General features: G+C 48.3%; 13 protein-coding genes. 5 read left to right on the top strand and 8 right to left on the bottom strand.

Annotated features, from left to right (window positions below):
• The first annotated feature begins 1 nt into the window (after position 1).
• Entirely contained in the window at positions 2–1630 is a 1629-nt protein-coding gene (locus IEY24_RS10860; protein WP_188931549.1) for a RagB/SusD family nutrient uptake outer membrane protein, read from the top strand.
• Between the two features lie 79 nt (positions 1631–1709).
• Here the strand turns inward: IEY24_RS10860 and IEY24_RS10855 are convergent, their stop codons facing one another.
• A complete protein-coding gene (locus tag IEY24_RS10855; RefSeq protein ID WP_188931544.1) occupies positions 1710–2162 on the bottom strand; it encodes a VOC family protein in 453 nt (150 codons plus the stop codon).
• A 317-nt stretch (positions 2163–2479) separates the two neighbouring features.
• On the opposite strand from IEY24_RS10855, the gene IEY24_RS10850 reads away from it, so the two are divergent.
• The gene (locus IEY24_RS10850) at positions 2480–4882 is read left to right on the top strand and encodes an FtsX-like permease family protein (protein ID WP_188931542.1); all 2403 of its coding nucleotides are present in this window, start codon (positions 2480–2482) and stop codon (positions 4880–4882) included.
• Between the two features lie 34 nt (positions 4883–4916).
• On the opposite strand, the gene IEY24_RS10845 is transcribed toward IEY24_RS10850, so the two are convergent.
• Together IEY24_RS10845 and IEY24_RS10840 are read right to left on the bottom strand one after the other, a co-directional pair.
• A complete protein-coding gene (locus IEY24_RS10845; RefSeq protein ID WP_188931540.1) occupies positions 4917–6602 on the bottom strand; it encodes a sensor histidine kinase in 1686 nt (561 codons plus the stop codon).
• Positions 6603–6776: 174 nt separating this feature from the next.
• Positions 6777–7166 (bottom strand): response regulator, encoded by a 390-nt coding sequence (locus IEY24_RS10840; RefSeq protein WP_188931538.1) that lies wholly within the window; start codon positions 7164–7166, stop codon positions 6777–6779.
• A gap of 351 nt (positions 7167–7517) precedes the next feature.
• On the opposite strand from IEY24_RS10840, the gene IEY24_RS10835 reads away from it, so the two are divergent.
• The 3 genes from IEY24_RS10835 (at position 7518) to IEY24_RS10825 (ending at position 10734) form a co-directional block, all read left to right on the top strand.
• Positions 7518–8663 carry a sensor histidine kinase gene (locus tag IEY24_RS10835; RefSeq protein WP_188931536.1) on the top strand — a complete coding sequence of 382 codons (1146 nt, stop codon included), beginning with the start codon at positions 7518–7520 and terminating at the stop codon, positions 8661–8663.
• A gap of 115 nt (positions 8664–8778) precedes the next feature.
• On the top strand, positions 8779–9867 hold the full coding sequence (locus IEY24_RS10830; protein WP_188931535.1) for an MBL fold metallo-hydrolase: 1089 nt from the start codon (positions 8779–8781) through the stop codon (positions 9865–9867).
• A 219-nt stretch (positions 9868–10086) separates the two neighbouring features.
• Positions 10087–10734: an ankyrin repeat domain-containing protein gene (locus tag IEY24_RS10825; protein ID WP_188931533.1), complete on the top strand. Its 648-nt coding sequence runs from the start codon at positions 10087–10089 to the stop codon at positions 10732–10734.
• A gap of 43 nt (positions 10735–10777) precedes the next feature.
• On the opposite strand, the gene IEY24_RS10820 is transcribed toward IEY24_RS10825, so the two are convergent.
• The 5 genes from IEY24_RS10820 to IEY24_RS10800 all read right to left on the bottom strand — a co-directional run bounded on the left by IEY24_RS10820 (position 10778) and on the right by IEY24_RS10800 (position 15618).
• Positions 10778–11599, bottom strand: a complete 822-nt coding sequence (locus IEY24_RS10820; protein ID WP_188931531.1) for an HTTM domain-containing protein — start codon at positions 11597–11599, stop codon at positions 10778–10780.
• 22 nt (positions 11600–11621) lie between these two features.
• Positions 11622–12161, bottom strand: coding sequence for a hypothetical protein (locus IEY24_RS10815; protein WP_188931529.1), 540 nt, complete (start codon positions 12159–12161; stop codon positions 11622–11624).
• Positions 12162–12183: 22 nt separating this feature from the next.
• Complete coding sequence (locus IEY24_RS10810; protein ID WP_188931527.1) at positions 12184–12558, bottom strand: hypothetical protein; 375 nt, start codon at positions 12556–12558, stop codon at positions 12184–12186.
• Between the two features lie 546 nt (positions 12559–13104).
• The gene (locus IEY24_RS10805; RefSeq protein ID WP_188931525.1) at positions 13105–13908 is read right to left on the bottom strand and encodes an SDR family NAD(P)-dependent oxidoreductase; all 804 of its coding nucleotides are present in this window, start codon (positions 13906–13908) and stop codon (positions 13105–13107) included.
• Positions 13909–13926: 18 nt separating this feature from the next.
• Positions 13927–15618: a TolB family protein gene (locus IEY24_RS10800; protein WP_188931523.1), complete on the bottom strand. Its 1692-nt coding sequence runs from the start codon at positions 15616–15618 to the stop codon at positions 13927–13929.
• Between the last annotated feature and the right edge of the window lie 21 nt (positions 15619–15639).

The following is a 15639-nucleotide window of genomic DNA, read 5'->3' as shown; positions in this document are numbered from 1 at the left end:
CATGAAGAACATACAGTTAATCATAAAAAGTAAGATTGCATTACTTCTTTTGCTTTGGGCTACTGCCTGCACCGAATTAAAGGACGAGAGTTTTGACAGGATCATTGCAAGCCAGTTCACGCCTGCGTCGGGAGACGTGGCCTCACTCGTTGGCGCAGCGTATACCAATTGGCGTGACGTGTTGCAACAATGGAACGGGCTCTTCAGGACACAGGAGGTTTCCGGCGACCAACTCGTGATGCCCGCGCGGCCCAACGGCTGGGTGGATGGTGGTGTTTATCGCCGGATACACGACCATAAATGGACCGCCGATGACGACATTGCCGTCAACAACTGGAACCGGTCCTATGCGGGGATTGCCAATTGCAACCGCATCATTTATCAGATCGAATCGGGCAGCATCCCATTCACCGACGGGAAAGAGGCGGTTATTGCCGAACTGAAAGTACTGCGGGCTTCGTACTACTACGTGCTTTGCGACATCTTCGGCAATGTACCCATCATTACCCAGTTTGATGTACCCGCCGGCTTTTTACCGGAGCAAAGTACCCGTAAGCAGGTCTTTGAGTTTATCGTAAAGGATATCACCGATAACCTGCCGCTTCTTTCCGACAAGAATGACCCTACTACTTACGGACGGTTCAACAAATGGGCAGCACATACTTTGCTTGCCAAGATGTACTTGAATGCAGAGGTATTTACAGGAACCGCAGCCTGGGACAAGTGTATTGAACATTGCAATGCGGTTATCAATTCCGGTGCGGGTTATGCACTGGAAGCTACCCAAAAAGAGGTTTTTAAAACAAACAATGAATCATCGAAGGAGATTATTTTTGCGATCCCCTTTGACATTAAATATGTGACGGACTGGAATGGTTTTTCAATACACATGGAAACACTTCAACCGGCCAACCAGGCTACGTATAATCTGCTGAATACACCTTGGGGAGGAATTTGTGCTATCCCGCAGTTTATCAATTCATTCGACAAAAACGATGAAAGGTTGACAAGTAACTGGATCCAGGGGCCTCAGTTTTCTGCCGGCGGAACACCGCTTAACTGCACATTGGGCGCTTTTGCAGGCAAGCCTCTGAGTTATATCAACGAACTGCCGGGTGTCGATCAGTCCGAAGAGATTCACGGTTTCAGGCTTGGGAAGTTCGAAATTGAAAAAGGTACCACCGTCAATCTGAGTAACGACTGGCCACTTTTGCGTTATGCCGATGTGCTTATGATGAAAGCGGAATCGCTTCTCAGAAGTGGTAAAGCCGATGAAGCCGCTACGCTTGTCACAACCGTCAGACAACGCAATTTCAAAGCCAACCCTACCAAAGCTACTGTCACCGGCGCCGATCTGATGAAGGGTAGCGCATACGATTACGGGCTCCGCAACACCACCACATCGACGCGGGAAGGTGGGGCAGACATTAAGTACGGACGCTTTTTGGATGAATTGGGCTGGGAGTTTGCACAGGAAGGCCGCCGCCGCCAGGATTTGATCCGGTTCGGAGTTTTCACTACCAAGTCGTGGCTTTCCCATAAGCCAAACGGAGCTTACCGGAGCTTACTGCCAATCCCGCGTCCGGAACTTAATAAAAACTCAAATCTGAAACAGAACGACGGCTATTAAAGCGAAGGTCGAATTGCACCGTTTTTCCAAGCCCCGGCGCCCCGCTTATGTGATTTTTACATAGCCGGGGCGCTTTTTGTTACTTGTGCCCGATTTCTTCTGCCAATCCAATAAGAATCCCTTCGGTTCCGCGCATATAGCAGAGCCGATACGAATTCTCGTACTGAACCACTTCTCCAACCAGCTGAGCGCCGTGCGCAGAGAGCCGGGCTACCGTGTCGTCAATGTCTTTAACCGTGAACATGGCCCGCAGATACCCTAATGCATTCACAGGCGCAGTTCGGTGGTCCGATTTAACTGGTGGGGTAAGAAATCTGGAAAGTTCGAGCCGGCTGTGACCATCCGGCGTAACCATCATAGCAACCTCTACGTGCTGAGAGCCCAGTCCGGTTACACGGCCAGCCCACTCGCCTTCAATGGTGGCTCGTCCCTCAAGCTTCAGTCCGAGTTCTGTGAAAAACGAAACGGCGTCGTCAAGGGATTCTACAACGATGCCGATATTGTCCATTCTTACTAAATTACTTTTTGCCATAGTTTTATATGCTAGTCAGTTGAAATTATGTTTTCTGTTTTAACTTCTCGTGATGAAGCCGTTCTACTTGTCGGGAAAAAGGGAAGTCACTCATTTGATATACCCAAACAAAATTCATAAAAGGAAATTCGAAAGGAAAATACAAATCAATTGGGTTGCAGCAGTACCGGACACAGGTTGTCCGAAATCGTACATTTTAAGCGATTAGGAAGCCTCTCCTTAATCAAAATGCAGGTTCAACTTCGTGGTATGATAATTGACTCAATAGGGCAGGGGGAAGCCTTTTTAGATTGAACAAAGCATCACGATCCATCAATATGCTACAAAACTATTTCAAAATTGCCTGGCGTAACTTACGCAAAAACCAAGCTTATGCATTCATTAATATATCAGGTCTGGCACTTGGTATGGGTTGTGCCCTGCTGATTTTCGCGCTTGTTCGCTTCCACTACCAAACCGACCATCACCATCGGAACTACGACCGGATTTATCAATTCACTTCCCGGTTTACATCGCCTACCAACGAATTCAACATTCAGGGTATCCCTTACCCGTTTGGTCAGGCGGTTCGCAACGATTACCCCGGGATTGAGCGCATTGCAATGCTGGATGAGTGGTATTCGCCACTGATAGCGGTGCCCGTCGCCAACCAGGCCGATAAGAAAATTAAAGAGAAGAGTCACAACGGCGCGTTTGTTGAACCGGCTTATTTCAGCATCTTCGACTACACCTGGATTGCAGGTGGGCCCGACGACCTCAGCCAGCCAGGTACAGTCGTAATGAGCGCTGAGCTGGCCCGCAAATGCTTCGGTACCACCACCAACGTCATAGGCCGGACGGTTCGGCTCGAGGCGCGCATTCCCGCGCGTGTGGTGGGCGTGTTTGCCGACTACCGCGAGGATACCGATCTGGATTACTCGATCATGGCCTCTTGGGGGTCGCTGAAAGAGCAGTTCAATGGACGTCCCGAAGATGAACCCTTTGACAACACGAACGGCAGCACCCACTGTTTTGCCCTGTTTAACGACCGCTTTACGGTCGCGGATTGGAACCAGCAAATGCTTCCGTTCGTCAAGAAGTATAATCCCAGGAAAATCAAGGAAACATCCTACCCGGCTATACCTTTTAGCAGTATGCACCTGTCTCCCGAGTATGGGGGCGTTAGTCGCGGCTTGTTACTGTCGCTGGTGTTGATCGGCATACTGCTGATAGGTACGGCGAGCATCAATTTTGTGAACCTGGCTACGGCACAGGCGCTCAACCGCGCGCGGGAGGTGGGCGTTCGTAAGGTATTGGGCAGTACAAAAACGCAGCTATTCTGGCAATTCATGGGCGAAACTACGCTCATAGTACTATCTGCCCTTGCCTTGGGGATCGTCCTGTTTCAGTATGGTCAAACATTGGCTCATTCGTATCTGAGTGGTCCTTTCCGGTTTACATTTTACTTTTCACCGTCGGTGCTGGCATGGCTGGCCCTTATGGTGGCCGCGGTCATTCTGCTGGCGGGCCTCTACCCGGCGTTGATCGTGGCGGGTTTCCGTCCGGTGGTGGCATTAGCCGGACGTCTCACCACGCAGCAGACCGGTGGCTTTTCCCTCAGGCGGGGACTGGTGGTGGCGCAGTTTGCCATTTCGCAAATGCTGATTATCGGGTTAATCGTAGTGACCAATCAGCTCAGCTACGTTCAGACAAAAGATTTGGGCTTTCGAAAGGATGCTATCCTGACTGTGAGCCTACCAAACCTTCCGGCGCAGGACATCAGCAAAATGAGCGCGTTTCGTAACCTGGCTTCCTCAGTACCCAATGTGAGCAGTTTCAGTTACTCGATGAGTGGGCCCCCTCAGTCAGGCTCCACCAGTCAAACGAACGTCCGTTTCGAGACCCGCCCGAATGAAGAGCCTTATACCCCGCAGCAGGCTTGGATTGATGCCGATTATGTGGGTTTGTATGGATTGAAACTGATAACCGGCCGCAACCTCCAACGTTCCGACACTGCCCGCGAAGCACTCATTAACGAAACCTTCATGCGGCAGTTGGGTTTCAGCCGACCGGAGGAGGTGTTGGGCAAAATCCTGCATAAACAGTCGGTATCCCTGGAAATCGTCGGCGTTTTAAAAGATTACAATCAGTCTGATCTCAGGCAGCGGATCAAGCCCATGTTCCTTACCACGATGGCCAGCGGGTACTACTCGGCCAACATCCAGTTGCGTTCGGCTGACTTCGGCCGGGCGTTGAAACAATTGGAAAAGGCCTACAATCAAGTTTATGCCGATAGTTTTTTCGATCCCCAGTTTGTAGATGATCAGATTCAGGAGGCTTATCAGCAGGAGCAGACGATGGGTAAGTTGATCAACTTCTTCACCGGGATAGCTCTGGTTATTGGTTGTATGGGCCTGTATGGGCTTGTCTTGTTCATGGTCAATCAACGAACTAAGGAGGTTGGCGTCCGTAAAGTACTCGGGGCTAGTGTACGGAGCATTCTTTGGTTGTTTAGCAAAGAGTTTATACAATTAATCGCTATTGCTTTTGTACTGTCTGCGCCTGTCGCGTGGTGGGCGATGGAGAGCTGGCTAAAGAATTTTGAGTACAAGATTTCGCTTAATCCGGCTATTTTCCTGCTGGCACTTTTGGCTACTGTGGTGGTAGCGCTATTGACAGTCAGTTTTCAGAGTGTGAAAGCAGCTCTGACGAACCCGGTAAAGTCATTACGAAGTGAATAACAGCATAACCTTTGCATTAGAAAAAGCCGCGCGATCAGAAATGGCTCACTTCAACGTTTGGCGCACTATTTGGTAGAAAAATTTTGAATAGCGCGCCGTTGCCGGGTTGGCTCTCAGCTCTGACGATTCCCTTGTGGTTATCGACGACCCGTTTGACGGTAGAGAGCCCGATGCCGCTGCCTGCTTGCATACTGGTGTGTTGCAGGCGGGTGAAAAGCTGGAAAATATTCTCGGCAAACTGCTGTTCAAATCCCAGACCGTTGTCGCGTACTTCCAGCTGGTGATAGTTTATTCCGTTCTCGGTGCAAGGGGCTGCGGAGATTTCAATGTTCAGCGGAGTTGCGGGGTCCCGGTATTTCAGCGAATTGCTGATCAGATTTTGAAACATTTGGTACAACTGCCTTTTGTAGCCATTTATGACGGGTAGTTCCTTCAATATCAAAGACGCGTTGCTTTCCTGAATCCGAACTTCCAGATCTTCTATTACCTGGCGGACATTCTCATTGAGGTCAACCGGTTCCATTAAAGGCGGCAAAAGACTAAATTGCGAGTACTGCAGCAAGTCGTCGATCAGCTTACCCATCCTTTCAGCTGCGGATATGATCTTGCTGAATGTCATTCGGTTTTGCTCGGATAATTTATCCCCGAGTTGCCCTTGGAGGATGTTGGCGAACATTTGTATTTTCCTTACAGGCTCCTTCAAATCGTGTGACGCGGCATGTGCGAAGGCTTCAAGGTTTTGATTCGAGTTTTCAAGCTCTGTGATCTTATTGAGCAGCTCAAATTCGAGGTATTTCAGCTTCGTATAATCTGCGAAATGAAGTATCACTTCGTCTCCCATTTTAATCGCAGTCATTTCATTATACAAATCCAGCCCGTCCTGATCATAATGGATCATCCACGTGTCCGTTTCCCCCGACAGGAAAGTCCGTGCCACATTGGTAAAACTGGTTGTTTTCAGGTAACCCGGGAATATCTCGCTTACTCTGCTGCCGCTGATCGCATCCGGTGTCGTGTTGGCATAGGACGCATAGGCCTGATTCGTCAGTTTGAAACGAAAATCAACGATCTCGCCCCCTTCATAGACGGGCACGAGCACCTGAAGAGGTTGTTTGAATGAGTTAATGATATCCTGAAGGTACGCGTTGGCCTGACTGATCGAGGCGTTGGCTTGTTCCAGCTCCCGCGTACGTTTTAAGACCGTTTCCTTGATCTTCTGCTGGGCTATCACCGTCGGCGTTGTTTCCAGCGAGGTAACCAGCACACCGGCTATGGTACCATTGTCCCCGTATACCGGGCTGTGGCTGAATGTCCAATAGACGTCTTCAAGCCGGCCATTGCGTTCAATGGGGATCAACTTGTTCTCAAACCACAGCGCGTTTCCTGTTAAATATACCTCATTGATCAGCGCAGCAGTCATTTCCCAGATCTCCGGCCATACCTCGATTGCCGGCTTGCCAATGGCGGGATGCTTCCCCGGTAGACCTAAACTGGGGCGATAGGCGTCGTTGTAAAAGCAAATATTGTCAGGTCCCCAAAACAGGAACATAGGGAACGCCGAATGCAATACAATGCCCAGTGTAGTACGCAGACTGGACGGCCACTGAGAAAGGGGGCCCAGGGAGGAATTGTCCCAGTCATATTGAAGAATCAATTGCCCTGATTCGCCTGTGTTCCTTAAAAAATTGGCTTCTGTGCCAATGCTGTGCTGTTCCAACACAAAAGATCGTTATGTTATCGCCAGATACAAATATCGCTTTCCCGCACTTTAAATATACTGTTTTTAGGTGTACAGGTGACATCCTTTAAGATCAAATCCAGAGAGCACTTGCGCTTTTGATCGGGTATATCCAGTGTAAATGCCCCGGCGGCCAGGATCCTGGCTTCGCTTTTGCTAACGGTAGTATTGTGTTCTAATATCGATGGCAACTTCAAGATAGCCCTCGGGTGATGTTGGCTTTGAGTAGAAACCATCTGCACCAGCCCGGTAGGCGAGTTCCAGATTATACTTATCACCCGACATGATGACCAGCGGTACCTGCTTCAGATGTTGCTGGTCGCGCAGTTTGCAGAGAATATCCGTTCCCGAAATAAACGGCATTTGCATATCGATAATGATGAGCTCCGGTCGAAATGTTGGGCTTTTGGCGAGTGCGAGTAATTCGCGGCCATTCGGAACCTGTATCACTTGTTTGTCCTGGCCAAAGACCGAAATCAGGGCCGTGCGCATGTATTCGCTATCATCGGCGTCGTCGTCGGCAATTATAATGGGTTGGTCGTTCATGGAACTTCGTTGAGCTTCAAACAATTCAAAAGCCTGCTATCGGGTGCGAGCTCTCGCGCTCACCGACCAGCCGTGGCTTTGCATCGCCAAATATAAAACTTTATAGGCGAGACCAATGCAATGAAATCGGCTGCTCCGCATTGAGGCTCAAATTGGCAACAGGCTATCTACCTGCTATATTGCAAGGATTATTGCTCCTATATTATTTCCATGAAGAAATACAATTCGCGACTTGGTGCGCTGATGGCTACCGTGGTAACCGTCTCCATCCTGCCAGTCAGGCTTTCTGAGGGCCAGGCTGCTAACCCCGTAAATCTGATCGGGTCGGAAACTGTTATCTGGCTGATGTGTATGTCAATCTGGCTGGTGAGCTATTACACTTACTACCGGCCTGGTTTAGTTACCTGGCAGAAACTCGTTGTTTCATTGATATTTTGCGCTATTCTGTCCAATTTGTTCTATTACGGATCAAACCCCTTTTTCGAGGACTATCCGCTTAAACCAATCCGTGAACTTCCATTTTGGATAGCAGCAATTCGCCTTTCCTTGCGCGGCCTCTTAATAGGACTTATTATGGTTCCCATTATTTTTTTGCTTGAAATCGAACGTCAGCGGCAAAAAGAGGCGTTACAAAGAGCCACAGATCGTGCTATTGCTGCCGAGCGGCAAAAATACTTGCTGGAAATACGCGTTTCGGAGCGGACCGCGGAATTAGAGCAAACACTTTCCGTTTTGAGCAAGTCGCAGGACGAGCTGGACCATCAGGTATACCTTCTCACGCGTATCATTGCATCGATCGCCCATGATGTCAATGCACCACTGAAATTTATCATCACCGGAACTAAACTTACCGGCGATCTCATCAGGGACAACCAGTTGGAGCGGGCAGATGAATATAATCAGCAACTGGAACGAGCGTTGAGCAATATGGGGATATTTATGCAAAATCTGCTGGAATTTGCAAAAGGCCAGATCCGTAAAGGGGCGCTGCATTTAGGTAATGTGAACCTGGTAGCTTTGATCCACGAAAAGGCAGGTTTGTTTGAACAGATTCTACATTCAAGGGGCAACACATTACGCTTCTCTTTGGACGAAAACCTGACTGTGATCAGCAATTCTAACCTTCTTGGCGTGATCCTACATAATCTGCTGGACAACGCGATAAAAAATACCCTGGACGGTGAAATCGAAATATCAGGCACCGTTATCGATGACCGGCTGCACCTTTGTATTCAAAACCCAGTTCCGGGCGAAGACCGGGATGAAATTCCGCGAACAGATCAGGGGTACCAGTTTGAAGCGGATGCTGGCAGTTCAGGTAGAGATAGTTACGGGTTAGGCTTAATATTGGTAAGGGATATTTCGGCGCTGTTAAATGTTGACTTCTCGTTGGAGACGGCAGGTGGAAAAGTAGTTGCCAGGATAATCTTTGCTGAGTTTTACGATTCTGAGCATGGTTCGGACATTGATTTGAGCACGACTGCTATTGCGCGCTAAAACCCGCTGGCGGCACGATAGCTTCATCTTACCAGGAGCAAACATTTCCGGCTTGGAGGGGTATCAAATGGAGGGTCTTGAGTAATTAGACCAGTTATTCTTTAAAACCCAACCGATGATACGCACTTGCTTTCTTTGTGTAATACTGTTCTCTTCATCATTATGTATTGCGCAGAACAAGCCCACCGATACGGCGACGCTCACCGACCCCTGCCTTGATGCCAAAGGCAACGCATATATGGACCGGCAGGCCAGGGCATTTCTTGCGGAAGTCAACGCAACCCTCAAAAAATATCCTCCCGGGCTGTCGCATCAGGCGCACAGGCAGCCCCATTTACTATTGCTCGATGCCGTATTGCACGACAAGTATGCTGCGTACAGAAAGCCTGTGCAGGATTTTTTTCATGAAAGAATAGCAAATACCCTCGCGGAAATCGAAAATACGAAAGTCCAAAAAGGGGCCGTCATATGGAAACTGTATAATATGGGTTTCATCATCCGCACGAAAACGGTAACGCTTGCATTCGATCTTGTGGATGGGAAAAGCTCCCGTTCCGACTCATTTGCTCTTTCCGGGAACATCATGACCCGGCTCATTCGCCAATGCGATGTACTTTTCGTAAGCCATTACCACCGCGACCATGCTGATGAAGCGATTGCGAGGCAGTTTATCGACAATGGAAAACCGGTAATCGCGCCGCCTCAAATCTGGGCTGGACAACCGGTCCACAATGCAGTAACGCATTTGAAGCGGCAGGCCGACACCTTGCAGGAACTGACGCTCAAAAGTGGTCGGAAATTAAAAATCGTGTTGTATCCCGGACACCAGATGGGAGAAACTGAAAATAATGTTCCGCTCGTGTTCACACCCGAAGGCCTTTCGTTTTCGCATATGGGCGACCAGATCAACGAGGGAAAATTCATGATCGATTACGACTGGATTGACCATGTGGCAAGGAAGTACCACGTTGACGTGCTGATCCCCCCAAGCTGGACCAACGAAATCCACAGGATCGTAAAAGGGTTCAATCCCGAACTTGTGATTCCCGGACACGAAAATGAATTGGGACATCCGCTGGACGACCGGGTACCGTTCTGGGGCGATTCCGAATTTCTGCAATTAACTTACCCCGAGCTCAAAGCCTCATCCTTCAAAACACTGAATATGACGTGGGGAGAATCTTTCCACTACGTCCGGCCATGAAAAGTCCTTTTCACGGGGCCCACGGCTACCTTTCATTGACGAAATAGCGGCAAGTTTTACGGAACGACGCCAAAGCCAGCGAATGGGATGGTGGCGTTTTGACGACAGCGTCGAAAATCCGGTTATATTTAATAGATGACAAACTCATAGGTAGCTGCGGCCTCAAACCACGCGGGGTGAGCCATGTGACATCTGGGCCTTAAAATAAACCGGGAACTTATGGATGACTTGAACAAACAAATGTTATCGGCAGCTTTCGATGGCCATCTGGCGACAGTCGAAAAAATGGTGAGCCTCGGGGCAGATATCAACTATACCGATCAGTGGGGCAATTTTGCGATGTTTACAGCCGCCTGGGATGGTAATATAGCGGCGTTGGACCTGTTCTACAGCTTAGGAGCCAAAATCACGTTTGAGGGTGCCAACCTCCTGTGCAACGCGGCTTACAATGGAAAGGTGAATTCTGTAAAATGGCTGTTGGATAAAGGGGAGGACGCCAATTTCGCATTCACAGAGACTGGCGAGAATGCTTTGCACTACACGATTTCTAAAACCAGCGAAATGAAGGAGAGGGAAGAAATTGTCAGGATCTTAATAGCCGCAGGCATTGATGTGAATAAGAAAACATTCCCCGGTGTGTCGACCCTTTGCTTCATGCGCGATGCTTACCTCAAAGGGGAAACTCCGCTGCACAGGGCCGCCGCGTACGCGAGCACGACGATTATCAAAAGCTTACTGGAAGCCGGAGCCGACCCGTCGGTGAAAGACGCAAACGGTGATACGCCCATATCGTGGGGAAGCTGGCATTTGCGAGACGCCGACGCATTGCGGTTACTGGTTTATAGCGGGGTTCCCGGTATTCATTAGGCACTATCGGTGGCTTTACCGCGGGCCGCATCTGACGATGTGATCAAATCAAGTTTTTAATATCCAGCATAATAAAAATCAGGGCGGGGTAGGTGGCTGTAAATGCCCAAAAAAATGAATTCAGGCCCATGACAATCACATTCAGTAAATGAAAAGTGAATCCCCACAGGAGTATGGCAAACGATACATAAATCGGACCGATCAAACATAAAGGAAATATTATTTCCATGATGATTACTGCCCAGCACAAAAATAGGTTGATGTATTTTTTATTTTTCAGCAAATTTGATATGGTTTTATTTCCATACGATCCGGTATTGAAAATCTCATAGACCGCATCGCCGCTACGCCATTTTTTTGAGAGTATTTTTGCGATACCTGATGTTGAATAGGCCAGACATGATTGTAAGCCAATAAAATAAAAACAATACTTTTGAATGACTGGCGACGAAACCATGCTTAATCCAAAAAAGATGGACACCGCAAGAATGAGTGACATCTGATCTGAACCATCTCCCCCGTACATGCTCCTGAATTGTATCAGAAGCATGCATAATACGAGCGTTGCGCTAGCGAATGTGAAAAGGTAGGAGTACGGAGCGGCAGCCACCAGAATAATCAGGCAAGCCAACTTCATGAACACCAGTTTAACAAAACCACGGGCATCTAAAAGATTATCCAGAATATTCCCGATTCGAGAGTCTCCGGTCAAGGTGTTGATGTCGAGCCTTATGATTTTCCAGGAGAAAAAACCGTTGCTGCTGTATTCCCCTTTGAGGTGCAGGAACAGCAACTCTGAGGTCGTGAAAACCTGGCCTATTACGAATAATAGTAAAATGACGTATAAATATTCATAGTAATACATATTGTCATGATTTTAAGTGTATTTACCTGACACGATGAAACGGAGAACTGATAATAGGCTTCGCTGCTTCGGTTGACCCTATCCCAAAACTCTCCACAAGGGTGAACTGCAAATGCGTAGCGTTTTTATCCGTGTTATTTTGATGGAATTTTGTTACTGCATTAAGTATTAGTAAATATGGAACACTTGTGCATAGATTTTGTGTCATGTAAAGATCACTCATGTTTTCTTTACGACATTTTTGCACGGTCTTGATCAGTGCATTGATGCAATCTATCAGTAGTTTTACCTTCCTTTTTTCCGGATTCCAGACGGAATTTGAATAGGTCCTGTAAGAAATCAGGGGGATTTCCGTCCATTCGGTTATAACGGTATCATTTTGCGCCAATCGATACACAATATGATAGTCGCTGGTTCCTGGATTGGGGGCGAAAAAGGTCCAGTTGGGGAAAATACCAATAAAGTCGAACTCCTTGATGGTTGTCAAGCTTTTGAATTGGAATTGCCAAATAATTGAAATCAAAAGCCACACACCGAATATGAAAGCTACACAAATGTCCATATTTACTAATTGATTTGTTCGATTACCTATTTAACATCGTGTTGATTTCTCCCCTGGCGTCTATTAACTGTTCGAGGGAAAAGTCGTGCTCAATCTTGAATCTTTGAAGCAACTCGGTAGGCAATACCCGGGTGTTCGCGAGAGCCCCTGATTTATATGCTTTATAAACGGCAATAGTCAGGGCCACCACCGCAACCGCAACTTCAACATAGGGTGTTGTGGCTACCAAGTCCCGACCAGGAACGGCTACACCCCGCTCGTTAATGTCTTTCAGTCGGGTAAGATCGTCGACTTTCTTAACATTATTGTTTCTTAAAATTTCAATACCCAAATCTATTAAATTTAGATCTGTTTTGGTAAGCGTAAGTTTTTCTGGAATTTTTCTACCCTTTGCCATTTGCTTACAGTTTAGATTTGAAAAAAATATGTTAACGAATCGAATTTATATGAATACTTAATTCGATCATATTTTATATTATTAAACGGCAACATGAATAATGGCCTTTCCTTTGGGTGAAATGGATTGTTCCGTTAAACTTGTTTTCTATTTTGAAATTTCATTTTGATGGATATTAATATTTATATAATTGTTATTCGAATTTGTTTTCAACTAATATAATTAATGGTTTTGTGGTATGAATGGGTGATGAAGTATCGATAACTGAATTTTGTGACTATTTCTGATGATTTTGTAAATGAGTTTCGTGAGTAAATGCAAAATGAGATTCAGGTAGGACATACCACTACGGGAAAACGATTAATTGAATTGTTTGATAATTGGATTTTTAAATGTTGAAAATAAATATTAAGTAATTGCAATTGGAGCGCGTTCGAAATAGTAACTTTAACTAAAAAGCGGACAATGCGGCTAGTATCGCGCTAGCCGCATTGTCCGCTTTATTCAATCTGTATTCAGGATTACCGGTTGCTTGAAACCCCCTGCCTAGCCTAGCAAGGAACGCATTTTGCGCTGGATCAGGTCAGCCGCATATTTTGGATTGAGACGGTAAAGTTTGTCCATAGCACGCGCATCCCGGCCAATCACCACACGAAATTGGTCCTTCTCAATGGCCCGAAGAATCTGCCCCGCGGCTTCCCGCGGTGATATGGGCTTGAACTCAGACGCACCGGCCGTGTCCGCCTTAGGGACGTTCAGCCCCGAGTTCTGCATTATATTGGTCGCAACGGCACCGGGAAACACGACCGTAACCTTCACATGGGTATCCTTCAATTCTGCATAAAGTCCCTCGGTAAACAGTTTTACAGCCGCCTTTGCTGCGCCATAGAGCGTTTGGCCCGGCACCGGAAGAAAGCCGCCCATGCTCGACACATTGGCGATATGCGCCTCCGGCCGGGCTAAAAGAAGCGGCAAAAAGGCTTTCGTAAGGTAGAGCGTACCGTAGAAATTAACAGCCATTACGCGGTTGATATCCTCGATCGTCAGATCGAGAACGCGCCGGAAAGGTTGGATAATACCGGCATTGTTAATGATTCCGTCGACCGTACCGAAATGCGCGAGCACTTCGGCCGGTAACGAGTTTACTTTGTTGGGATCGGTAATGTCTGCCTGGAAGCCTTTGAATTCGCCCGGCGCTGAACTTGCCAGCCGCCCCGTTTCGTCAAGCGTAGCTGCATTGATATCGATGCCCGCGACGTTGGCTCCCCGCTGCAACAGTTGCAGGCTCAGTTGCTGACCGATACCGCTTCCGGCACCGGTCACAACAATGGTCTTTTTCGCTAATAGCATAGAAATTTTGGTTGTGTATTACCGAAGTTCGCCAGGTACGCCCGTTGGCAGGCCTTTCGAGAGATCAACTTCAATTTTGTGGCCGTCCAGTTGTGTCCGGATGGTGCCCGACCCATGGCTTCTTCCGCTAAACTTCGCGTTATCAACTTTGAGAAAACCCTTGTGTTTGCCGGTTACAGTAATATCCGCATTCCAGGTTGCTTCCCAAAAGGTTTTTTGACCGATCGTTTCTGAGCCATTCAGGACATATTGCCCATCATCGGAGAAATTCACATACTCGATTTTGAATAGCGTTTCTTCGGAAGGCGACGCAGGTTTTTGGGTGCTTATATTGGCATGGCCGGAAACAAGCCCGACCAGCTTTCCTTCGGTTGGTTGTGAGGAATCCAGTGGTTTAAGATCTGCCAGGTTCACTGCCCAGTCCATGGTTGGGGTCACGATCGGAAGGGGAGTAGTCGGCTTTCTCGATGTAAAAGTAATCATCCGCAGGCGGCCCATCGCTTCGCCCTTTTTTACCTTCCGGGGATCCTTTTGCTCCCAGAAAATACCGCGGGTGCTGCTTGGGTGCCAGGTCAGGTTACCGAAGTGATTGTACTCGGTCAGGTTGTCCGATGCCGTCGTCAGGTTCTGCCCGGTGTATCCGTCCTCCGGTAGCCGTGCACGGTCGCCGTACTGGTCCGTCATCGTCAGGCCGTAATACCGCCTGGCATCCCTGAACCCTTCAACTTCTTCGTTCCGCCATTCCGCGACTCCCGGTGCCAGGGCATTGTTGACAATGAGCGGGCGGGGGATCAGGCTAAACGCGTCCATTCGGGTTGTATGCCGGTGCGACTGGAAAATCAGCCACTTGCCGTCCGGCGAAGGATAAACGCCCTCATCATAGCTGAAATGCCTTGTGAAGCGGCTGACGTCGCCGGTGGTCAGGTCGATTTTGGCAATATCGAAATTACCTGCTTCAAAGGCACTGATAGTCGTCAGATATTTCCCCATCCCGGTAAAGCTTTTTACCTCGCCTCCTCCGTAGAAGAAGGGCCGGAAGATAGGAGCACCGGGTAGCGCTGTCTTGTCTCCTGAAATTACCTTCGTTTTGGCGAGTTCGTAGCGCGCTCCTTTCTCATCTGAAACGCGGGTCAGTTCGCTCACCAGCACCAGGGCGCTCGGTAATGGCCTCGCTACCAGCAGGGTGTAAGCGACGTGAATGCCGTCCTGAGACATATTGCTGGCAATGCGGGCCAGTGTTTTAGCTCCCGGAACAGCTGGGTACACCAGCGGTAGGATTCGGGCTTGCTTGCAATCCACGATAGAGGGGCTGCATTCAAGAATGCCGGTCGGCGTGTAAACGCGCTTTCCATCCGCAAGGGGTACCGGCATTTCTCCGCCGATGTTCTCCGGCAAATCACAGGTCAGGCATTTGAAACCGGTGCCATCGTCCTTCATGACGGCAAGGTTCGATTTTTTCGCACCGGCCATAGTGACCTCCATAATCAGATGTTGGGCATCGGGTAAGTAGTTGACCAGCACCGCATCCAGAACGTTGTCCGGCAGAGGGATGGTGGACACTTTGAAAGGCTCGGGCTTCGGCGGGGGCGGTAGCTTTGGGGTAAGCGCGTAATTGGTTTGATTGACCGCGGCCTTTTGCCCTTGGGTAACAGGAGAATGCAGTAGGCAGGCCACACAGCAAGCCCACATCAAGTAACTTAACTTTTTCATTTTAAACATTTGATTTGATGA

This window comes from Dyadobacter endophyticus, from assembly GCF_014641595.1.
Classification (GTDB): domain Bacteria; phylum Bacteroidota; class Bacteroidia; order Cytophagales; family Spirosomataceae; genus Dyadobacter; species Dyadobacter endophyticus.
The sequence above is the reverse complement of the archived record's forward strand: the minus strand, read 5'-3'. Positions and strand labels throughout refer to the sequence as shown.